Origin of the sequence: Mycobacterium sp. 360MFTsu5.1 (assembly GCF_000383495.1) — a bacterium.
Classification (GTDB): domain Bacteria; phylum Actinomycetota; class Actinomycetes; order Mycobacteriales; family Mycobacteriaceae; genus Mycobacterium; species Mycobacterium mucogenicum_B.
In genome coordinates, this window is the sequence record NZ_KB911466.1 from 84,127 (window position 1) to 105,384 (window position 21,258).

General features: G+C 67.1%; 23 protein-coding genes. 14 read left to right on the forward strand and 9 right to left on the reverse strand.

The genetic code is table 11. From position 1 onward, the window contains the following. Positions 1–76 precede the first annotated feature (76 nt). Together lpdA and H289_RS0112615 are read left to right on the forward strand one after the other, a co-directional pair. The gene (gene lpdA, locus H289_RS0112610; RefSeq protein WP_029105151.1) at positions 77–1,471 is read left to right on the forward strand and encodes a dihydrolipoyl dehydrogenase; all 1,395 of its coding nucleotides are present in this window, start codon (positions 77–79) and stop codon (positions 1,469–1,471) included. 7 nt (positions 1,472–1,478) lie between these two features. Beyond that, positions 1,479–1,748 carry a membrane protein gene (locus H289_RS0112615; protein ID WP_029105152.1) on the forward strand — a complete coding sequence of 90 codons (270 nt, stop codon included), beginning with the start codon at positions 1,479–1,481 and terminating at the stop codon, positions 1,746–1,748. Positions 1,749–1,752: 4 nt separating this feature from the next. Here H289_RS0112615 and H289_RS0112620 read toward each other — a convergent pair whose 3' ends face one another. Then, a complete protein-coding gene (locus H289_RS0112620; RefSeq protein ID WP_020101158.1) occupies positions 1,753–2,301 on the reverse strand; it encodes a carboxymuconolactone decarboxylase family protein in 549 nt (182 codons plus the stop codon). A 68-nt stretch (positions 2,302–2,369) separates the two neighbouring features. Here H289_RS0112620 and H289_RS0112625 point away from each other — a divergent pair, with 68 nt between their 5' ends. Further along, entirely contained in the window at positions 2,370–3,596 is a 1,227-nt protein-coding gene (locus H289_RS0112625; RefSeq protein ID WP_141772270.1) for a hypothetical protein, read from the forward strand. A 67-nt stretch (positions 3,597–3,663) separates the two neighbouring features. Further along, complete coding sequence (locus H289_RS0112630; protein WP_020101160.1) at positions 3,664–5,025, forward strand: phosphatase PAP2 family protein; 1,362 nt, start codon at positions 3,664–3,666, stop codon at positions 5,023–5,025. On the opposite strand, the gene ramB is transcribed toward H289_RS0112630, so the two are convergent. Beyond that, complete coding sequence (ramB, locus tag H289_RS0112635; RefSeq protein ID WP_020101161.1) at positions 5,022–6,440, reverse strand: acetate metabolism transcriptional regulator RamB; 1,419 nt, start codon at positions 6,438–6,440, stop codon at positions 5,022–5,024. The two genes, H289_RS0112630 and ramB, sit on opposite strands and share 4 nt — an antisense overlap. 125 nt (positions 6,441–6,565) lie before the next feature. On the opposite strand from ramB, the gene H289_RS0112640 reads away from it, so the two are divergent. From H289_RS0112640 to H289_RS0112655, 4 genes are all read left to right on the forward strand, one after another. Continuing rightward, complete coding sequence (locus H289_RS0112640; protein WP_020101162.1) at positions 6,566–7,420, forward strand: acyl-[acyl-carrier-protein] thioesterase; 855 nt, start codon at positions 6,566–6,568, stop codon at positions 7,418–7,420. Between the two features lie 265 nt (positions 7,421–7,685). Beyond that, the gene (gene aceA / locus H289_RS0112645; RefSeq protein WP_020101163.1) at positions 7,686–8,978 is read left to right on the forward strand and encodes an isocitrate lyase; all 1,293 of its coding nucleotides are present in this window, start codon (positions 7,686–7,688) and stop codon (positions 8,976–8,978) included. Between the two features lie 152 nt (positions 8,979–9,130). Then, positions 9,131–9,991: a 3-hydroxybutyryl-CoA dehydrogenase gene (locus tag H289_RS0112650; protein WP_029105154.1), complete on the forward strand. Its 861-nt coding sequence runs from the start codon at positions 9,131–9,133 to the stop codon at positions 9,989–9,991. A 163-nt stretch (positions 9,992–10,154) separates the two neighbouring features. Continuing rightward, positions 10,155–11,030 carry a cyclopropane mycolic acid synthase family methyltransferase gene (locus H289_RS0112655; protein ID WP_020101165.1) on the forward strand — a complete coding sequence of 292 codons (876 nt, stop codon included), beginning with the start codon at positions 10,155–10,157 and terminating at the stop codon, positions 11,028–11,030. 52 nt (positions 11,031–11,082) lie between these two features. Here the strand turns inward: H289_RS0112655 and H289_RS0112660 are convergent, their stop codons facing one another. Together H289_RS0112660 and H289_RS0112665 are read right to left on the reverse strand one after the other, a co-directional pair. Next, entirely contained in the window at positions 11,083–11,943 is an 861-nt protein-coding gene (locus H289_RS0112660; RefSeq protein WP_020101166.1) for a polyphosphate kinase 2 family protein, read from the reverse strand. 4 nt (positions 11,944–11,947) lie between these two features. Further along, positions 11,948–12,652, reverse strand: a complete 705-nt coding sequence (locus tag H289_RS0112665; RefSeq protein ID WP_020101167.1) for a TetR/AcrR family transcriptional regulator — start codon at positions 12,650–12,652, stop codon at positions 11,948–11,950. A gap of 50 nt (positions 12,653–12,702) precedes the next feature. On the opposite strand from H289_RS0112665, the gene H289_RS0112670 reads away from it, so the two are divergent. The 6 genes from H289_RS0112670 to deoC all read left to right on the forward strand — a co-directional run bounded on the left by H289_RS0112670 (position 12,703) and on the right by deoC (position 16,796). Next, positions 12,703–14,091 carry a DUF445 domain-containing protein gene (locus H289_RS0112670; protein ID WP_081633397.1) on the forward strand — a complete coding sequence of 463 codons (1,389 nt, stop codon included), beginning with the start codon at positions 12,703–12,705 and terminating at the stop codon, positions 14,089–14,091. Positions 14,092–14,199: 108 nt separating this feature from the next. Next, entirely contained in the window at positions 14,200–14,655 is a 456-nt protein-coding gene (locus H289_RS0112675; RefSeq protein WP_020101169.1) for a helix-turn-helix transcriptional regulator, read from the forward strand. A 33-nt stretch (positions 14,656–14,688) separates the two neighbouring features. Continuing rightward, positions 14,689–15,369 (forward strand): hypothetical protein, encoded by a 681-nt coding sequence (locus H289_RS0112680; protein WP_020101170.1) that lies wholly within the window; start codon positions 14,689–14,691, stop codon positions 15,367–15,369. 42 nt (positions 15,370–15,411) lie between these two features. After that, positions 15,412–15,696 carry a DUF2516 family protein gene (locus H289_RS0112685; protein ID WP_020101171.1) on the forward strand — a complete coding sequence of 95 codons (285 nt, stop codon included), beginning with the start codon at positions 15,412–15,414 and terminating at the stop codon, positions 15,694–15,696. 3 nt (positions 15,697–15,699) lie between these two features. Beyond that, the gene (locus H289_RS0112690; RefSeq protein ID WP_020101172.1) at positions 15,700–16,116 is read left to right on the forward strand and encodes a DUF2599 domain-containing protein; all 417 of its coding nucleotides are present in this window, start codon (positions 15,700–15,702) and stop codon (positions 16,114–16,116) included. Then, on the forward strand, positions 16,116–16,796 hold the full coding sequence (deoC, locus tag H289_RS0112695) for a deoxyribose-phosphate aldolase (protein ID WP_020101173.1): 681 nt from the start codon (positions 16,116–16,118) through the stop codon (positions 16,794–16,796). Before H289_RS0112690 ends, deoC begins: the two co-directional genes overlap by 1 nt. Before the next feature lie 68 nt (positions 16,797–16,864). Here the strand turns inward: deoC and H289_RS0112700 are convergent, their stop codons facing one another. From H289_RS0112700 to H289_RS0112720, 5 genes are read right to left on the reverse strand one after another with little or no spacing between them, the layout of a single operon-like run. After that, positions 16,865–17,860, reverse strand: a complete 996-nt coding sequence (locus tag H289_RS0112700; protein WP_020101174.1) for an LmeA family phospholipid-binding protein — start codon at positions 17,858–17,860, stop codon at positions 16,865–16,867. Beyond that, a complete protein-coding gene (locus H289_RS0112705; protein ID WP_020101175.1) occupies positions 17,857–18,678 on the reverse strand; it encodes a carbon-nitrogen hydrolase family protein in 822 nt (273 codons plus the stop codon). Before H289_RS0112705 ends, H289_RS0112700 begins: the two co-directional genes overlap by 4 nt. Before the next feature lie 14 nt (positions 18,679–18,692). Beyond that, positions 18,693–19,877, reverse strand: coding sequence for a glycoside hydrolase family 3 N-terminal domain-containing protein (locus H289_RS0112710; protein WP_020101176.1), 1,185 nt, complete (start codon positions 19,875–19,877; stop codon positions 18,693–18,695). Positions 19,878–19,901: 24 nt separating this feature from the next. Continuing rightward, positions 19,902–20,711, reverse strand: coding sequence for a class I SAM-dependent methyltransferase (locus tag H289_RS0112715; RefSeq protein ID WP_020101177.1), 810 nt, complete (start codon positions 20,709–20,711; stop codon positions 19,902–19,904). Between the two features lie 20 nt (positions 20,712–20,731). Beyond that, positions 20,732–21,238: a DUF2505 domain-containing protein gene (locus H289_RS0112720; protein ID WP_020101178.1), complete on the reverse strand. Its 507-nt coding sequence runs from the start codon at positions 21,236–21,238 to the stop codon at positions 20,732–20,734. Positions 21,239–21,258: the final 20 nt, after the last annotated feature.

Here is a 21,258-nt window from a genome sequence, read left to right on the forward strand (position 1 = left end):
CCCGCCGAATACCCGGTTTCCCGCAGTTGAATCGGTCTCCCGACTCTCGACGTCGCCGCGCCTATAAGGTGTGCATGTGACTCACTATGACGTCGTCGTTCTCGGAGCCGGTCCCGGCGGATATGTCGCCGCAATTCGCGCAGCCCAGCTGGGGCTGACCACCGCCATCGTCGAACCGAAGTACTGGGGCGGCGTCTGTCTCAACGTGGGATGCATCCCATCCAAGGCCCTGCTGCGCAACGCGGAGCTGGCCCACATCTTCAACAAGGAAGCCAAGACCTTCGGCATCAGTGGCGAGGCCAGCTTCGACTTCGGCGCGGCGTTCGACCGCAGCCGCAAGGTCGCCGAGGGCCGCGTCGCGGGCGTGCACTTCCTGATGAAGAAGAACAAGATCACCGAGCTGGACGGCTACGGCACCTTCACCGGCCCCAACTCGATGCGCGTCGCGCTCAACGCCGGCGGAACCGAGGACGTCACCTTCGACAACGCGATCATCGCCACCGGTTCGTCGGTGCGGCTGGTGCCCGGCACCTCGCTGAGCGAGAACGTCGTCACCTACGAGACCCAGATCATGACGCGGGACCTGCCGGGCTCGATCATCATCGCCGGCGCGGGCGCCATCGGCATGGAATTCGCGTACGTGCTGAAGAACTACGGCGTCGACGTCACCATCGTCGAGTTCCTGCCGCGCGCGCTGCCCAACGAGGACGCCGAGGTCTCCAAGGAGATCGAGAAGCAGTACAAGAAACTGGGCGTCAAGATCCTCACCGGCACCAAGGTGGAGTCGATCACCGACGGCGGCTCCGAGGTGACCGTCGTGGTCAGCAAGGACGGCGCCACGCAAGAGCTCAAGGCCGACAAGGTGTTGCAGGCCATCGGTTTCGGGCCCAACGTCGACGGCTACGGCCTGGAGACCGCCGGTGTCGCGCTCACCGAGCGCGGGGCCATCGCGATCGACGACAACATGCGCACCAACGTGCCGCACATCTACGCCATCGGTGACGTCACCGCCAAGCTGCAGCTCGCGCACGTCGCCGAGGCGCAGGGCGTCGTCGCCGCCGAGACCATCGCCGGTGCCGAGACCCTGACGCTCGGCGACTACCGGATGATGCCGCGCGCCACGTTCTGCCAGCCGCAGGTCGCCAGCTTCGGGCTCACCGAGGAGCAGGCCAAGGCCGAAGGCTACGACGTCGTCGTCGCCAAGTTCCCGTTCACCGCCAACGGCAAGGCGCACGGCTTGGCCGACCCGACGGGCTTCGTAAAGCTGATCGCCGACAAGAAGCACCTCGAGCTGCTCGGTGGTCACCTCATCGGTCCGGACGTCTCCGAGCTGCTGCCCGAGCTGACCCTGGCCCAGAAGTGGGACCTCACCGCCAACGAGCTGGCCCGCAACGTGCACACCCACCCGACGCTGTCGGAGGCGCTGCAGGAATGCTTCCACGGCCTGACCGGCCACATGATCAACTTCTGAGTCGGTTTTGCGCGCGAATGTCGTTGCCGCGATAGGCGGTTTGGTCGTCGGCCACATGGTGTGGCTGCTGGCGATCTCGCTTGCGATGGACACCACCAGCATCAGCTTCTGGGTGCTGGTGATGTCCGCCGTGGTCTTCGTGGTGGCCGGCGTCGCCGTGTTTTTCGCTCGAAAGTTTCAGGAGCGCAAGGCTTTTGCGAAGTCCGCGTTCCTCTGGTGCCTGCCCGTCGCGCCGGTGTTGATGACGCTGGCGGTACTCGGGGTCACCTACCTGTAGCGCGCTAGTCCGGGAAGTCCAGCGGCACGCGCAGGGTGGCGATGGTCGCCGCCAGCCCGTCGTATTGCGCTGCCAGCAGGCAGAAGTCGATGAGCTGCTTGCGATCGAGGTACGCCGCCAGCGACTTCCACGTCTGGTCGGACACCGACCGGGTGATGACGAACTCGTCCGTCGCGGTGATCAGGACACGCTGCCGGTCGGTGAGGCCCTCGGCGTCCGGCCCCTCGAAAATGCGGGCCTGCGTCTCGGCGTCGACGCCGCGGCTGCGGGCGAGGCGACGGTGCTGCTGCAGCTCGTACTCGCTGCCGCGCAGATGAGCGACGCGCAGGATCACCAGCTCGGCGTCCCTGAGCCCCAGCTTGCTGCGGCCCAGCAGCATGCCGGAGTAGGGGAGGAACGTCAGGAACAGCAGGTGATGCTGGCCGAGGACGTTGAAGAGCGCGAACCTCGGGGCCCGGATGGTCTTGGCGCCGATCTTGGCGATAACCCAGTTGAGCGGGCCCAGTTCACGGAATCCGCCGGGTTCGATGCGGGCCGGCTCGATGCTGTTCACAATTCCCGAGTCTGGCACAGGCGGGGCGGTCGTAGGGTCGAGCCATGGGGTGGAAACGGGTGGGGGCCGTGATTTTCACGGTTGCGTTGATGGTGGTCAGTTGTAGTGACCGGGTTACCGATGTGGCGATATCGCGGGCCGCTGACCATCCGTTGCTGCGGTACTTGCCGACGTTGGCCGACGTGCCGGGAATGGTCGAGGTCGGCTACGAGGTGCCACGCAATGACGAATTTTCCGCACAGCGGCGAGTCGAGTGCTCGCTGTATCCAGAACCGGGTGACCCAGACGGGCCGCAACTCACCGCGCGCTACGGGGACAGGCTTGATCGCGACGGCCGCTTGATCCACGTTGACCTGTGGCGAACCCGCCCCGGTGAGAACGTCGTCGACGAGATGGCGAACTGGGGGACCCGCTGCGCGACCTACCGCGACTTCTACGGCACCTGGGCTGTCCAGACATTCCGCAATATCCCCGGAATGCCCACCGATGCAATCCAATTCGACACCACCCAGACCACGGGTGACAAGTATTGGAGGCCATCCAACGACGGCCCGGACGGCCGAACTGTCGTCGTGACCCGAGACGGAGTCGTGCTGCGGGTGAGGTTCATTTCCCGGGGTCCTCTGGGAGTGACGGTCCACGACGTAGCCCAATTGGTCGACGGCTTCGTCCAGCGTGCTGCCGAGCAAGCCCCTGACACAGTCCAGACGTCCAGCATCGCGTCGCGGCCCGCGGCGCAGCTGTCGGCACTGGTCATGACGCCACCGGTCAAGAGCGGCAGCCGAGTGGTGCAGTTGTCAGCGCCCCCGCGGGGCGACGTGCCTGCGGACTGCTCCGCCGACCCGCTGTCGTCGCCCCGACAGGGTGCCGATCCATTGGTCGACGCGCTAGGAGTCGCCGCAGTCTTCCGGGAGCGCGACGGGTTCGACGGCATCACGGCGGTGAACGACTGGGTCAAGCGTTGCAGCGCACAGCCGTTCGTGCCCGAGGTCTGCGCTGACAAGGCGAAGGAAGCACAGCTCGAAACCACACCGCCGGTACGGATCGAGGGCGAGGTGGTCACTGGTTACCAGGGGGTCGTGCTCGGGGAGAGCTATGTGAAGACCACGAAGTACTGCCAGCCGGATTCTGTGGTGGCCCAGATGGTCCGGGTGCGCGGAGTCTTGTTGCGGGCGGCGCCCTTGGTGGTGCAACGCGCCGAAGGCGAGGACCAACATCGAGCGCGCCAGCGTGCGATCGATGATCAGCGCAAAGACCTGGCCTACGTCATCTACCGGGTACAGCGGGCGCACTGACGTTTCGCTGAGTCGCAAATTGGTCGCAAATTGCTGGTAGCGGCGGCCGACGGCCTATCGTCTATGCGTGTTCACTGAGCATTCACCCTTTCTTAACGAGGGTGTACCACCCCGGACGAACGTCGCGATCGGCATTGCGCTGGTCGCGACGTTCATGTGCGCGCTGCAGGTTACGGCCATGCTGTGCGGATTCCGGGGCCCGCTCGAGCGCCTGATCAGCGATTACGTCGGAACTCCGGCGGGGTTCACGGTGCCCTGGGCGGCGTTGGTGGTGGCGCTGGTCGCGGTGCCACGCGAGTACCGTTTGCCGATCGCGGGCGCCGCACTGGGGCTCGATGTGGTCTTTGTCGTCGGCCGGGAGTACGTCGGTCTTCCGGCGGCGATGGGTAGCGGCGCGCTGGTCGTGCTCACCGGCCTCGGCGTGTTCGCGCTGACGCGGTGGACGGGCCCGCAGCGCGACACCGCGCTGAAGGGCGTCGCCACCGGTCTGTTGCTCGTGCTCGCCACCAAGGCCGGAGACGCCTGGCTGACGATCACGTCTCTGACCCGTCCCACCGTTCTCGACGAGTTCGCGGTGCGTGCGGACGTCGCCCTCGGGCAGCCGTCATGGGTGATGGGCCAGTTGGTCCAGCACCACTCGGTGCTCTACTTCGTACTGCACTGGGTCTATCTCGAACTTTCCGCTGCCGCGACCGTGGTGGCCATCTATCAGCTGCGCAACGTGACCACGGGTGGACGGTGGCCGCGGCACTTCGTCGTGCGCACCTTCCTGGTGCTGGGCCTGGTCGGCCCGCTGATCTACCTGATGTTCCCGTTGGTGGGGCCGACCTACGCCTTCGGCTCGGCCGGTGGCGGATTCCAGGTCGGAGACTTCTGGCCGGCCCTGCTGCCACCCGTCGACGGGACGGCGGTGCCCATCGCGTTCGACACGTCGACCCCGCGCAACTGCATGCCGTCGCTGCACACGGCGTGGGCACTGGCCGTGTTCATCCATTCGCGGTCCGGCCCGCGGTGGTTGCGCGTCGGTGGCACTTGTTGGCTCGTGGGCACTTTGGCCGCGACGTTGGGCTTCGGCTTCCACTACGGCGTCGACCTCGTCGTCGGTGCGGCGTTGTGCCTGACGGTGGAATCGGCTCTGCGGGAACCGGTTCGGCCGGCGCCCCATGCGAGGCTGCGGCTGATTGCCGGTGGCGTGGCCCTCATCGTCGGTTTGATGCTGTGCGTTCGCTACCTGTCCGGGTGGATGGCGCAGTATCCGATCATGTTCGGGCTGCTCATCATTGGGGCGCTTGCGACGCTGGTCTACGGCTTCTACGGCACGTTCTTCGCGCGCGTCGAGGCGGTGTCGACGGGCTTCGTTGACCCTGCGTCTACGCACGACGCCACTCGACCTTTTACGCCCTCGGCGCAGGATCAACCGGGGTCTTAGTTCGCCCGCTTCACCACGTACGGCGTCACGGTGCTGCGGTGTTCGTCGAGGTCCAGTTCGCGCCCCAATGCGGGGAAAGCCCGCTGCGGACAGTTGTCGCGCTCGCATACCCGGCAGCCGGAGCCGATGGGCGTCGCGGCGCCGCCGGACAGGTCCAGCCCCTCGGAGTAGACCAGCCGATTGGCATGGCGCAGTTCGCAACCCAGCCCGATGGCGAACGTCTTACCCGGCTGGCCATACCGCGCGGCGCGTCGTTCCACGGTGCGCGCCACCCACATGTAGTTGCGGCCGTCGGGCATCTGGGCGATCTGCACCAGCATTTTGCCGGGGTTCGCGAACGTCTCGTAGACGTTCCACAGGGGACAGGTGCCGCCCGACGACGAGAAGTGAAAACCGGTGGCGGACTGGCGTTTCGACATGTTTCCGGCACGGTCGACGCGGACGAACGACAGCGGCACGCCGCGCATCGACGGCCGCTGCAGCGTCGACAGCCGGTGCGCGATGGTCTCGTAACTCACCGAGTGATACGCCGACAGCCGCTCGACGTCGTAGCGGAATTCCTCGGCGACAGCATGGAACTGGCCATAGGGCAGCACCGCGGCCGCGGCGAAGTAGTTGGCCAGCCCCATCCGCGCCAGTTTCACCGACTCGTCGCTGGTGAAATTGCCTTCGGCCACCAGGCTTTCCAGTAGGTCGCCGAATTCCAGGTAGGCCAGCTCGGCGGCCAGTTTGAACACGTACTGTCCCGACGACAGGTGGCCGCCGATCTCCAGCGTCCGGGTTTCGGGGTCGTACCGGTGCAGCACGTTGTCGCCGAGTTCGAGCCGCTGCACGATGCGCACGTGATGCACGCGGCTCAGCCGCTCGGCGAGCTCGCGGGACAGCTCGGATCGGCGCATGTGCATGCGCAGGATGAATTCCTCTGCCGCGGTGTCGAGTTCGTGGAGGTAGTTCTGGCGCGTATAGAAGTAGTCGCGCACCTCTTCGTGCGGCATGGTGATGGCCCCGCTGCCACTGCCGTCGGAGAACCGGTCCTCGGTGGCGGCGGCCAACTGAGCCGTGGACAACCGGTAGCGGCGGTGCAGGTCGACCATCGCGCGGGCCATCGTGGGATGCGTGCTCACCAGGTCGGCGATCTCCGGGATGTCGACGTCGACACCCAGGTCGCGATCCATCAGTGCTTCGCGCAACTCGGCGACCAGTCGGGTGTCGTCCTGGGAGGCGAAGAACGTGGCGTCGACCCCGAACACCTCGGTGATGCGCAGCAGCACGGCGACGCTCAGCGGCCGGACGTCGTGCTCGATCTGGTTGAGATAACTGGGGGAGATGTCGAGCATCTGCGCCAGCGCGGCCTGGCTGAAGCCGCGTTCGCCCCGGAGCTGACGCACCCGGGAGCCAACGAAAGTCTTCGCCATGAAACCAGGCTAGCAATCATGTGAATACCGTCTTCGCATAATTGGCAAAAATGGGCTGTGGCAGGATCGGGCCCGCGGGTGAGTTGGGCGATCCAGCCGCGTTGGCCCGCTGGGAAGGGGGCGCCATGAGCACCGCGGAGACCATCGAAAAGGTCGTCGAAAAGACCACTGCCGCACCGGCAACCGGCCTGGCCAAGACCCTCGCGCCGGTCCCGGAGGGGCATCCCGACGTCTTCGACACCAGCTGGCCGCTGCGGATGGCCGACGTCGATCGCGACGGCCGGCTGCGGTTCGACGGTGCCTGCCGGCACATCCAGGACGTCGGCCAGGATCAGCTGCGCCAGATGGGCTACGAAGACGTCCACCCGGCCTGGGTCGTCCGGCGCACCATGGTGGACCTGATCCGTCCGTTCGAGCGCGGCGACATCCTGCGGCTGCGGCGCTGGTGTTCGGGCACGTCGAACCGGTGGTGCGAGATGCGGGTGCGCATCGACGGCCGCAAGGGCGGACTGATCGAGTCCGAGGCGTTCTGGATCAATATGAACCTCGAGACGCAGGGCCCGGCCCGCATCTCGGACGACTTCCTCGCCGGTCTGAAGCGGACCGCGACCACGGACCGGCTGCGCTGGAAGGGCTACCTCAAGGCCGGCGCTCGCGACGACGCGCTCCGGATCGTCGACTTCCCGGTCCGGGTCACCGACATCGACCTGTTCGACCACATGAACAACTCCGTCTACTGGTCGGTGGTCGAGGACTACCTCCAGACCTACCGTCCCGAGCTGCTCGAGGCGCCACTGCGCGTGACCATCGAGCACGACGCCGCGGTGGCACTCGGGGACCGGTTGGAGATCATCACGCACGAGTACCCGGCCGGTTCGACCGAAAAATTCGGTCCCGAGCTGTGTGACCGCAGTGTTACAACGCTCACATATGTGGTCGGTGACGAGGTCAAAGCGGTCGCCTGCCTGTTCGCGCTCTGAGTGCGCCGATTTAACAGTACGAGCGTACTGACCAGCACATATCGGTTACCGTCCGGTAGCTTCTGAACCGGTCAAGCACCCCAGCAACTTCGCAATCTTCGCAACTTCGCTACAAGTGTTGGCGAAAGTTGGCACTTGTAACCGCTGGACCTGCGGGTATGTGCTGTGTCATCGTCGTTAACAGCACACAAGCGAAGTCGCCGAAGCGTTAACAATCAGCTTGAATCTTGGCGCCCACGGCGACGCGGCCTCACGAAGGAGCACAATGTCCAACGTCGGAAAGCCACGTACCGCCGCTGAGATTCAGCAGGACTGGGACACCAACCCCCGCTGGAAGGGCATCACCCGCGACTACACCGCAGCCCAGGTTGAGGAGCTGCAGGGCAGCGTCGTCGAGGAGCACACCCTCGCGCGTCGTGGCTCCGAGATCCTGTGGGACGCGGTCACCAAGGGCGACGGCTCCTACATCAACGCGCTGGGCGCCCTGACCGGCAACATGGCCGTGCAGCAGGTCCGCGCCGGCCTCAAGGCCATCTACCTGTCCGGTTGGCAGGTCGCCGGTGACGCGAACCTCTCGGGCCACACCTACCCGGACCAGAGCCTGTACCCGGCCAACTCGGTGCCGGCCGTCGTCCGTCGCATCAACAACGCCCTGCTGCGCGCCGACGAGATCGCCCGCGTCGAGGGTGACAAGAGCGTCGACAACTGGCTCGTCCCGATCGTCGCCGACGGTGAGGCCGGCTTCGGTGGCGCGCTGAACGTCTACGAGCTGCAGAAGGCCATGATCGCCGCGGGTGCCGCCGGTACCCACTGGGAGGACCAGCTGGCCTCGGAGAAGAAGTGTGGCCACCTCGGTGGCAAGGTGCTGATCCCGACCCAGCAGCACATCCGCACCCTGACCTCGGCTCGCCTGGCCGCCGACGTCGCCAACACCCCCACCGTCGTCATCGCGCGTACCGACGCCGAGGCCGCCACCCTGATCACCTCGGACGTGGACGACCGCGACAAGCCGTTCGTCACCGGTGAGCGCACCTCCGAGGGCTTCTACAACATCCAGAAGGGCATCGAGCCCTGCATCGCGCGTGCCAAGGCCTACGCCCCGTACGCCGACATGATCTGGATGGAGACCGGTGTGCCGGACCTCGAGGTCGCCCGCAAGTTCGCCGAGGCCGTGAAGGCTGAGTTCCCGGACCAGCTGCTGTCCTACAACTGCAGCCCGTCGTTCAACTGGAAGCAGGCGCTGGACGACTCGACCATCGCCAAGTTCCAGAAGGAACTGGGTGCCATGGGCTTCACGTTCCAGTTCATCACCCTGGCCGGCTTCCACGCCCTCAACTACTCCATGTTCGACCTGGCCTACGGCTACGCCCGCGAGGGCATGACCGCCTACGTCGACCTGCAGGAGCGCGAGTTCGCGGCCGAGGCCCGTGGCTACACCGCCACCAAGCACCAGCGTGAGGTCGGCGCCGGCTACTTCGACAAGATCGCCACCACCGTGGACCCGAACACCTCGACCGCGGCTCTGAAGGGCTCGACCGAAGAGGGTCAGTTCCACTAAGTCGGCAACGAGTGCGAGTGCCGGGTACGCATCAGCAGTGAATTGCGTGCACAGCCCTCGCGGCCGCGACAGCTAGATACGGCAGGCCCCGCTCAGAAACTGGGCGGGGCCTGTCGCATATCTTCAGAAGTAATCACGAGGAGAGGACAGCGGTGAGCAACGCAATCGAACGAGTCGGGGTCATCGGGGCCGGGCAGATGGGCGGCGGCATCGCCGAGGTCTGTATCAAGGCAGGCGCGCAGGTCCTGGCGTTCGAGCCGACCGAGGCGCTGACCACCGCCGGCCGGGAGCGGATCACCAAGTCGCTCGACAACGCCGTCAAGAAGGGCAAGCTGTCCGAGGCCGACCGCGACGCCGCGCTGGGTCGCCTGAGCTTCACCAACGACCTCGCCGACATGGCCGACCGTCAGCTCGTCATCGAGGCCATCGTCGAAGACGTCAACGTCAAGGCGAAGGTTTTTTCTCAGCTTGACGAGATCATCACCGACCCCGACGCGGTGCTGGCGTCGAACACGTCGTCCATCCCGATCATGCGCATCGCCGCCGCGACCAAGAACCCGAGCCGGGTGCTCGGTCTGCACTTCTTCAACCCGGTGCCCGTGTTGCCCCTGGTCGAGCTCATCTCCTCGGTGACGACCGCCCCTGAAGCCGCCGCGCGCGTCGAGACTTTCGCCGGTGAGGTGCTGGGCAAGAAGGTCGTGCGGGCATCGGATCGCTCGGGCTTCGTTGTCAACTTCCTGCTGGTTCCCTACCTGCTGGCTGCCATCCGGATGGCCGAGTCGGGCTTCGCCACTGTCGAGGACATCGACACCGCGGTCGTTGCCGGGTTGTCGCATCCGATGGGCCCGCTGAAGCTTGCTGACCTGGTGGGCCTGGACACCATGAAGCTGATCGCCGACTCCATGTACGACGAGTACAAGGAGCCGCTGTACGCGGCGCCGCCGTTGCTGCTGCGCATGGTCGAGGCAGGCCAGCTCGGCAAGAAGTCCGGTAAGGGCTTCTACACCTACTGACAGACGCCGGGTTGGAGCCTGACAGTAATTTTCGTTAACCTTGCGTGCGGGTTGTTTTTCGCTGGGCCCGTTAGGGCGCGCACGTACGGGTATTTCAGCTGGCCGCAGCATGCGGTCGCGCCGCCCGACCCGGCGAACGTAAACGCAAAGGATAGATACCGATATGTCTCAAGCCGACATCGATTTGACCCCCCATTACGAGGAGTCGCAGTCGATCTACGACATCTCGAATGAGTTCTTCGCCCTGTGGCTCGGCCCCACCATGGGTTACACGTGCGGTTACTACGAGCGCGAGGACATGACTCTCGAGGAGTCGCAGAACGCCAAGTTCGACCTGGCGCTCGGCAAGCTCGATCTGAAGCCGGGCATGACCCTGCTCGACATCGGCTGTGGCTGGGGCGGCGCGCTGGAGCGGGCCATCACCCAGTTCGACGTGAACGTCATCGGCATCACCCTGAGCAAGGCGCAGTCGGAGTACGCCCGCGAGCGCCTCGCCAAGATCGACACCAACCGCAGCATCGAGATCCGGATGCAGGGTTGGGAGGAGTTCGACGAGCCCGTCGACCGCATCGTCTCGATCGGCGCTTTCGAGGCCTTCAAGCAGGAGCGCTACCCGATCTTCTTCGAGCGGGCCTACAACATCCTGCCGGAGAACGGCGGCCGGATGCTGCTGCACACGATCCTCGCGCACACCCAGCAGTTCTTCCGCGAGAACGGCATCAAGCTGACCATCAGCGACCTGAAGTTCATGAAGTTCATCGGCGACGAGATCTTCCCCGGCGGGCAGCTGCCGGCCGTCGAGGACATCGAGCAGCTCGCCGCGGGCTCGGGCTTCACGCTGGAGCGCACCCACCTGCTGCGTCCGCACTACGCGCGCACGCTGGACATGTGGGCGGCCAACCTGGAGGCGGCCAAGGACGAGGCCATCGCCCTGCAGGGCCAGGAGGTCTACGACCGCTACATGAAGTACCTCACCGGTTGCGCCGACTTCTTCCGTCGCGGCATCACCAACATCGGCCAGTTCACGCTGGTCAAGTAAGCCGGAAAAGAGGAGCCCCCCGACCAGGTCGGGGGGCTCCTCTTTTTGTGCGCTAGGCGGACTCCAGCCGTTTCTTCTCCGCCTCGACGTCGAAATCGGCTGGGGGCCAGGACAATTTGAGGCTCTCGAGGGCTTCGATCAGCAGCTCGGTGATGGCGAGCCGGGAGTACCACTTCCGGTTGCAGGGCACGACGTGCCACGGCGCGTAGTCGGTGGAGGTGCGGTCCAGCACCGCCTGGTACGCCTCCTGGTACTTGGGCCACAACAGCCGCTCGTCGATGTCGCCGGGGTTGAACTTCCAGTACTTGTCGGGCCGTTCGAGTCGCTCCGCCAGTCGCTTCTTCTGCTCGTCGAGGGAAACGAACATCGCGACCTTGATGATCGTCGTCCCGGCGTCGACGAGTTCGCGCTCGAAGGCGTTGATCTCGTCGTACCGGGCTTCCCATACCGGCGGCGGCGCGAGGTTGTGCACCCGCACGATCAGCACGTCCTCGTAGTGGGACCGGTCGAAGACGCCGATGTGCCCGGCGGTGGGCAGCGCGTTGCGGATCCGCCACAGGTAGTGGTGCGACAGCTCTTCCTCGGTGGGCTTGCCGAAGCTGGAGTATCGAATTCCCTGTGGATTACCCGCTCCCACAACATGTTTGACGATGCCGCCCTTGCCGGCGGTGTCCATGCCCTGCAACACCAGCAGGATCGAGCGGGTGTCCCCGGAGCGGCTGTTCGCGTACAGCATCTCTTGCAGTTCGGCGAACCGCGCGTTGCGTTCGGCCTGCAGCTCGGGGGCGTCGGCCTTCTTGCCGCGGAATCCGGGGGTTGCGTCCGGGTCGATGTCGCTCACGCGCAGGCCGGGTTTGAACTCCAGGTGCTTGTGCGGTTCGTGGGTCCACAGCGACGGCAGATCGGAGGTCACGCGATCAGTGAATCAGATGCGGCGGGATGGCCGGTGACGGATGCGGTTGTGCGTTGAATTCCGCAAGTGATCCGCCCACCTCGACGATGCCGCGCAGCGCGCTCCAGGACAGCAGGGTCAGGTAGTCGATGAGTTGTTCGGCGGTCATCCGGCGATTGGACATCCACGAGTGGGTGGCCAGTTGAACGCCGCCGACGGTGTGGAACGCGAAGGCTTCGACGCCGCCGGTGTCCATGCCGGCATGTGCCATGCGTCGGCGCAGGACGACGGCGAGCATCCGCGCGATGATCTGTTCGGAGTCGGCGATGGCCTTGCTCTTGCTCGCCGAACTGTTGGCGAAGACGAACGGATAGATCTCGGGTTCGGCGGCGACGGTGTCGACGTACACGCGGATGATCTCGTGTGTGAGTTCGAAACCGTCGAGGTTGGACGACATCGCCGACGCCATGTTGGGGATCAGCGTGGTTTGCGCGAACCGCATCATCACCGCGGTGGTGAGATCGTTCTTGTCGACGAAGTAGCGGTAGAGCACGGTCTTCGACACGCCGATCTCGGCCGCGATCTCGTCCATGCTGACGTTGCTGCCGCGGCGCCGGACGGCCTCGAGGGTGCCGTCGACCAGTTCGTTGCGGCGATCGACCTTGTGTTGGTGCCAGCGTCGTTTACGCCCGTCGGCTTTTGCCGACGAGGGTGCGTTTTGCTGTGCCACGGTCGCAATACGTCCATTCCGCTAGGTCCGCTTAATAATACGGGGCGACCATGCCTGGCATACAGGATGATGGAAGCGTGGCACACCGACCCAGGCCGGGACCTGGACCTCATCCGAGGCACCAGGCGTCCCTCGAACCGCACGTCAGCCTCGCGGAGTCGTTTGCCGGCGCCGACCGGACTGCCGACGAAGAGCGACGCCGCAACCTCCGCCGGATGAAAGCGGTCGCGCTGAGCTTCCTGCTCGGTGCGACGGTGTTGTTTGCGGTGTGTACGTGGCTGCAGTCCCGCGGCGGCGCGTACAGCTGGACCGGGCCGTGGGTGGGCTACGTGCGGGCCGCCGCGGAGGCCGGCATGGTCGGCGCGCTCGCCGACTGGTTCGCCGTCACGGCGCTGTTCCGGCATCCGCTGGGCATCCCGATCCCGCACACCGCGATCATCCCGCGCAAGAAGGACCAGCTGGGCGAGGGCCTGGGAACCTTCGTCCGCGAGAACTTCATGTCGCAGGAGGTCGTGGAGACCAAGCTGCGCGACGCCCAGGTCGCCAGCCGGCTGGGCAAGTGGCTGTCGGAACCGGAGCATGCGGCGCGGGTGGCCGCCGAGGCGTCGACGGTGCTGCGCGTCCTGGTGGAGCTGCTGCGCGACGAAGACGTCCAGCACGTCCTGGACCGGATGATCGTCAAGCGGATCGCCGAACCGCAGTGGGGTCCGCCGATCGGCCGGGTGCTGGAGAGCCTGCTGGCGGAGCGGCGGCAGGAGGCGCTGCTGCAGCTGCTGGCCGACCGGGCGTTCCAGTGGTCGCTCAACGCCGGCGAGATCATCGAACGCGTCATCGAGCGGGATTCGCCGACGTGGTCGCCGCGCTGGGTCGACCACCTGGTGGGTGACCGGATCCACCGCGAGCTCATGGACTTCACCGACAAGGTGCGCCGCAATCCCGAGCACGAGCTGCGGATGTCGGCGACGAAGTTCCTCTTCGACTTCGCCGACGATCTGCAGAACGACGAGGACACCATCGCGCGGGCGGAGCGCATCAAGGAGCAGATCCTGGCGCGCGACGAGGTGGCCCGCGCGGCCGAGACCGCGTGGAGTACCGCCAAGCGCATCATCCTCGAATCGGTGGACGATCCGACGTCAGTTTTGCGCACCCGGATTGCAGATTCGGTGGTGCGAATCGGGGAGTCTCTGCGGGACGACGCGGAGCTGCGCGACAAGGTCGACAACTGGCTCGTCAGGGGCGCAAAACACCTTGTAGCGCAGTATGGGACGGAGATCACAGCGATCATCACCGAGACCATCGAGCGCTGGGACGCCGACGAGGCGAGCCGGCGGATCGAGCTCCATGTGGGCCGTGACCTGCAGTTCATCCGTATCAACGGCACCGTCGTCGGATCGTTGGCGGGCCTCGTCATATACACGATCGCCGAGCTTTTCGTCTGACAGTGCTAGCTGGCGCTTGCTAGCGCTTGCAATAGTTAGCACCCCCTCGTACCGTTGTTTTGGTACGGACCGCCAACCAAAAGCGGTCGACGAAGACAGGGGAACGACATGGCGCAGGATGCAGACATCGCCGCCGTCATGTCGAATGCAGCCCAGGACATCGGCAGCTTCATCCGCACCCAGCGGGAGGCTGCGCAGGTCTCCGTCCGCCAGCTCGCTGAGAAGGCGGGTGTCAGCAACCCCTACCTGAGCCAGATCGAGCGTGGCCTGCGCAAGCCGTCGGCCGATGTGCTGAACCAGATCGCCAAGGCGCTCAGGGTTTCGGCCGAGGTGCTCTACGTGCGGGCCGGAATTCTGGAGCCCAGCGCCGCCGGCGAGGTGCGCGACGCCATCATCGCGGACCTCTCGATCACCGAGCGGCAGAAGCAGGTGCTGCTCGACATCTACACGTCCTTCCGGCAGCAGAACGATGCCGAGTCCAAACCGCTTCCTGATCAGCCTGAATTGGAAGCCGCCAGTGAGGAGCAGACAACGACGACTGACACTCACCAAGTAGCGAACTGACCAACGCAGTACCCGAGAAAGGAAACAACGAACATGGCAGAGAACAAAGAGACCAGCCAGCCCACCATCGAAGACCTGAAGGCCCCCCTGTTCGCCGCCGTCGGCGCCGCGGACCTCGCCCTGGCCACCGTCAACGAGATCGTCGCGAGCCTGCGTGAGCGTGCCGAAGAGGCCCGCACCGATGCCAACGCGCGTGTCGAAGAGGGCCGTGCCCGCCTGACCAAGCTGCAGGAAGAACTGCCGGGCCAGGTTGAAGAGCTGCGCGAGAAGTTCAGCACCGAAGAGCTGCGCAAGGCCGCCGAGACCTACGCCGAGAACGCCCAGAACACCTACAACAAGCTGGTCGAGCGTGGCGAGGCTGCCCTGGAGCGCCTGCGCACCCAGTCGTCGATCGAGAGCGTCCGCGAGCGCGTCGAGGACGTCCGTGAGCGTGTCGAGGACGTGCGCGAGCAGGTCACCGAGCTGACCCAGGACGCCCTGGGCAACGTCGCCAGCCAGACCCGCGCGGTCGGCGAGCGCGCCGCCAAGCTGGTCGGCGTCGAGCTGCCCGAGAAGGAAGAGGCCCCGGCCAAGAAGGCTGCCCCGGCCAAGAAGGCGCCGGCCGCCAAGAAGGCCCCGGCCAAGGCTGCTGCGACCAAGGCCGCCCCGGCCAAGGCCGCTGCCAAGGCTCCGGCCAAGAAGGCCGCCCCGGCCAAGAAGGTCACCCAGAAGTAATCAGGTTCGACGTCAGGGACGTAACCCACATAGGCTGAGGGCGTGTACCTCGGAAGCCTGGTGGGTTACGTCCTTTTCGCATTGCAGATCGCGGTGCTGGCCACGACCGTTTATGCGTTCGTGCATGCCGCCATGCAGCGGCCGGACGCCTACACGGCGGTCGACAAACTGACCAAGCCGGTGTGGCTGGCGATCCTGGGGGGCGGTGCCGTCCTGGGCTGGATCATCGGCCCGCCGGTGGGCGCGGCCATCGCCGCCTGTGCCACCGGTGTCTACCTGGTCGATGTGAAGCCCAAACTCCTTGAGGTCCAAGGGAAATCCCGGTAATCGGTGCGCTCGCTCCGGTTCGCGGTCCTGGCTGCCGCGGCGTTGACGCTGGCTCCGACCCCGCTGTCCGCAGCTGATCCCACCGAACCCGTTCCGGCGCCGCCCTACGTCGACCACACCCGGTGGACGCAGTGGGACGGTGCGACGAGCCTGCGGGTGTACCCGACGCCGGCCGGTCGGCGCGCCTCCGGCCTGGGCGCCACGCAGTCGGGCGACGAGGCCTGGTCCGAGGTCCTGAACCTGGCGCCTGACGCCGACACCCCCGGGATGCGGGCCCAGTTCATGTGCCACTGGTATTTCGCCGAGGCGGGCGCGCCCGGCAAGACCAGCTGGAACCTCGAGCCGTGGCGCCCGGTGGTCGACGACAACCAGATGGTGAGAGCACGTTGCAATCCCGGTGGCACAGAGGAGCCGTTCTGATGAGTTGGACCCGCCAGCAGGTGGCCGCACTGGTCGACCACACGCTGCTCAAGCCCGAGGCGACCGCCGCCGACGTGGCGAGCCTGTGCTGGGAGGCCGCCGATCTGGGCGTGTGCGCGGTGTGTGTGTCACCGTCGATGCTCGGCGCGGTCGAGGTGCCTGAACGCGTCAAGATCGCCACCGTCGTGGGATTCCCGTCGGGCAAGCATGATTCGCAGATCAAGGCCCGCGAGGCGGCGTTGTCGGTCGTCGGGTCCGACGGCCGGCGCGGTGCCGACGAGGTCGACATGGTGATCGACGTCGGCGCCGCCATTGCCGGCGACATCTCGGCGGTGTTCGCCGATATCGCCGCGGTCCGCGGGGCCGCCCCGACGGCGGTGCTGAAGGTGATCGTCGAGTCCGCGGCGCTGCTGACCATGGCCGGCGCGCCGACGCTGGCCGAGGTCTGCCGTGCGGCCGCCGACGCCGGCGCCGATTTCGTGAAGACCTCCACCGGATTCCACCCGGCAGGCGGCGCGTCCGTGCAGGCCGTGGAGATCATGGCGCAGACCGTCCCGGCGCTGGGGATCAAGGCCAGCGGCGGCATCCGAGACGCCGCCGCGGCCGTGGCCATGCTGGACGCCGGCGCCACGCGCCTCGGCCTGTCCGGCACCCGCGCCGTCCTCGACGGCCTCAACTAGGGATTTGTGCACGATTTTCCGCGGTCACCGCGGAAAATCGTGCATAAATCGCTGGGGTCAGCGGGGGATCAGAGGCCGGAGAAGCAGGAGTCCTGCTGGGCCAGCGGGATCGTCGCGTTCTTGGTGCCGAACTTCGCGGTCACACCGGTACCGGTCACCTGCAGGGCTTCCGGCTTGATGCCCATCGGGTAGTCCTTCGTCAGCTGTGACGCGAACAAATCCAGCGCCGGCTGGATCGACTCGCGCGGCAGCAGGAAGCCGAGCCCGGTCAGCTGCTCCACCTTGAGCGAGATGGTGCCGTCGGACAGCGTCGGCTTGGCCACGATCTGCGTCATCGGCGCGTCCAGCACGATGGTGCCCGACGACGGGTCGGTGGTGACGTCGGAGACCAGGCCACCGAGCACCGGGACGGTGTCGGCGATGGTCTGCTTGATGCCGTCGGCCGACCAGGTGACGGTCGCGTCGAGGGCCCCGATGGTGCCGGCCGACTTCGCGGTCTTGTCGAGCTTGACGTCGTCGATCTGGATCTGGGCCTTCATGCCCTTGGCGAACCGCAGTTGGTTGCCGGCCGTGGTCACCGTGATGTGGTCATAGTGCTTGTTGGCGACCTGCCACAGGAACGGGGTCGCGCCGAACTGCACGTCGACCTTGTCCTGGACGACGCACTGGACGGACTGCGAGACGACGCTGTTGCCGCGGCTGCGGGCGTAGAACTCGCCGCCGACGACGCCGGCCGCCGACAGCGCGAGCGCGATGACGATGATCAGGATCAGCGACATCGGGTCGCGCAGCAGCTCCATGACACCGCGGCGCTTCTTGGGCGGGTCGGTGGCGGGCACCTGCTGCGGCGCCGGGTACGACGTCGGCGGGACGTCGCCGCCATAGGCCGGCGGGGCCGGCGCGTCGGCGCCATAGGCGGGCGGCACATCGGCGGCCGGTGCCGGTTGTTCGGTGGCCGTCAGCACCTCGGTGGGCTGGGCACCCGGGGCCTCCGGGGCCTGCTGCGCAGGCTCGGCAGATGGTGCAGCGTCCTCATTGGCGGGGCGGGCCCAGGGGTCAGTCACCCTTGCGATTGTGCCTTACGCGGAATCGTGGTGCGGTTGCGCAGCACGGCGATGGTCTCGCGGGCGCGCTCGACCGCGGCCAGGTCGACGTCCGTGACCAGCAGTTCCGGTTCGAGCCCCGCCTGCACCGCGATGTCGCCCGTGGGGGAGGCCACAATGCTGCCGCCGTTGCCGGTCGGACCCTTCTTCGCGAGCTCGTCACCGGGGTACGGCTGGTCGACGGCGGCGACGAAGCAGCCGGTGTCGAGCGCGCGGGCGCGGGCCAGCAGCGTCCACTGCTCGAGCTTGCCCGGGCCCGACCCCCACGACGCGTGGACGGTCAGCAGCTTGGCTCCGCGTTCGGCGAGCTCGAGGTGCAGCTCCGGGAAACGGACGTCGTAACACGTGGTGAGGCCGACGGGAACGGTGCCGTCGGCCGTCGGCACGTCGATCACGACGGGATCGAAACCCCTTGCCACAGTGTGTGATTCGGCGAATCCGAAAGCGTCGTACAGATGAATCTTGTGGTAGTGCGCGTCGACGCCCGGGCCGGTGGCGAGCAGGGTGTTGGTGACGCGGCCGTCGGCGGTCGGACAGAACATCCCTGCCACCACGGTGACGCCCGCACGTTCGGCGATGTCCCGGACCGCGTCCGCCCAGGGACCGTCGAGCGGTTGCGCCACGGGCGCGAGCGAAACGCCGAACCGGCACATCGTCGCCTCTGGGAACAGCACCAGTTCGGCTCCGGCGTCGGCGGCGCGCGCCGTGTGGTCGGCGACCAGTGCCAGATTCGCCTCGGGGTCGGTGCCCGCGCCGATCTGGGCCAGTGCGATGCGCATGCGCCCCAGCGTAATCAGCGGGCGCAGGCCAGCGACGGATCCTTGGTCACCGCCATGTGCCGCACGGCGTCGTCGACGCGTTCGGTGGTCAGTTCACCGGCGTCGACGGCCTGCTGCAGCCGGTCGAGGACGTCGGGCACCTCTTTGGTCGTGATCCACAGCGCGGTGTCGGCACCGGCCTGCAGGGCCTTGAGCACCGCCTCCGGCACGCTGTAGCGCTGCGTGATGGCGCCCATGCTGGACAGGTCGTCGGTGAAGACGGCGCCCTGGAATGGGCGCCCGCCGTAATTGCCGCTCCGCAGCAGGTCGTACGCGGCCTTCGACAGGCTGGCCGGGTCGGTGTCGGTGAGGCGGGGCACCTGCATGTGGCCGACCATCACGGCGACGGGCAGCTGCGTCGTCAAGGACCGGTAGGGGACCAGGTCCAGCGTCTCGAGCTGGTCCAGCGGCGGCGTGACGACGCCGCCCTGGTGCGAGTCGCCGGACGCATGCCCGTGGCCCGGGAAGTGCTTGAGCACCGGCAGCAGTCCGGCGTCACGCAGGCCGGCGGCGTACGCGCCGGCGTAGGCGGTGACGCCCTCGGCGGTGTTGCCCCAGGACCGGTCGCCGATGACGGTGCCGTCGGCCGCGTTCGTGATGTCGACGACGGGCGCGAAGTCGATGGTGATGCCGAGCTCTTTCATCGCCTGGCCGCGCAGGCGGGCGATCTCCCGAACCTGCTCGGGGGTCTTGCCGGCGGCGACCAGCTCGCGCGCCGACGGCTGACTGCCGATGAGGCCTTTCAGCCGCTGCACCCGGCCGCCCTCCTCGTCGACGCTGACGGCCAGCGGCAGCGGCCGCGGTTCCTGCGCCAGCGCGGCGAGGGGCGCGCCGAGCATCGAGTAGTCGGTCCAGCTGGTGATGAAGATGCCGCCGACTTCCTGCTCCCGGACGACGGCCTGCGCGTCGGCCAGGTTCTTGACCCCGACCATCAGCAGCTGGGCCAGCTTCTGGCGCGGCGTCAGCGCGGTCACGACGGTGTCGAGCCGGCACGGGGGTGGCGCCGCGGCAACGGGGGACGACGTGGTCGAGGGTTCGGCCGGGGTGGGGGCAGGCCGCGGCTTGCTCATGACGGCCGCGACGATCAGGGCGACGACGATCACCGCCGCGGCCGAGGCCAGGACGACCGGCGATTGCAGTCGGCTGCGGGGTGACGGCATACGGCGAACCCTATGCGCTCGTCGTCACGACGTGGGCGCGACGGCCGACCACGGCACCGTCAGCACGCCGTCCCGCAGCCGGCGCCGCGGCGGCTCCAGCGGCTGGCCCTCGGCCACCAGCAGGTCGAGCATCGCGCGCCACCGGACGCGCGGACCGAACACCCCGTGCCCTGCCGAGGTGGCCCAGGCGCGGTCGGCGGCCTGCAGCAGCCGGTGGATCGGCTGACCCGGAACATTGTGGTGGATAAGCACTTTCGGCAGGCGCTCCGCCAGATCGGAGGGCCGTTCGATGGCGAACGGGTCGCACGACAGGGTCAGGCTCACCGGCCCATCGGCGTCGAGCAGTACCCAGCAGCAGCGTCGTCCCAACTCGTCGCAGGTGCCGTCGACCAGCAGCCCGCCCGGTGCCAGCCGCCCCGTCATCTCCGCCCACGCGGCGGGCACGTCGGCGACGTCGTACTGGCGCAGGACGTTGAACGCGCGCACCAAAACCGGTGTGTGCCCAGCCAATTCGAAGCCGCCGAGGCCGAATTCGACGATGTCGCCGGCCAGCTCACGGGCCAGCCGCACCCGTTCCGGGTGGATCTCCAGGCCGACGACCCGCACGTCGGCCCGGACCGTGCGCAGCCGCGACGCCAGTTCCACGGTGGTCACCGGAAGCGCGCCGTACCCGAGGTCGACGACCACGGGATCCGGCGCGGTTCGCAGCAGCGTCCGCACCCGCGGCGAGTGGACCAGCCAGCGGTCGCTGCGGCGCAGGCGGTTGTAACCCGTTGTGCCGCGCGTCGGCTGGCCGACAGGTGTACTCCGTGGCTGGCCCACGGGCGAATTCATGGCCCGAGTTTATGGGCGGCTCACCAGCGGGCGGCGATCCAGTCGCTCGTGAATTTCTGCTCCAGCTCGATCAGATACCGGAGCTGCTGGCCCAGCATCGACTCGAGCTTGCCGCCGACCAACGGGATGCGGACCTCGACGTTCGCCGAGAAGTCCAGTCGCGCACCGTCGCCCGTGGCGGTCAGGACACCCTTGCCGGTGATGGTCGCCGGTGCGCCGGGGACGCGGCTGCGTACCGTCCCGATGGCCCGCCCGTCGGTCAGCGGACCCCAATGCTCTTCGCGCACCAGGCTGAGGTCACCGAAGTGGAACTGCGTGACGATGCTGGGCAGGCCGGCCGCGCGCACGGTCTGAGTGGTGATGATGTCGGTGCCGCCGTGGCCGTCCTCGGCGAACGAGTCGAGCGTCGACACGTCGGCGCGACCCTCCGCCAGCCGGTCCAGCCAGTAGTCCTTGTTGCAGAAGGCGGTGTGCACCTGCGCCACGGTGCCGAGGTATTCGGCAACCATGTCGAAAGAGCGGGCCATAATCGGCCACGCTACCGTTA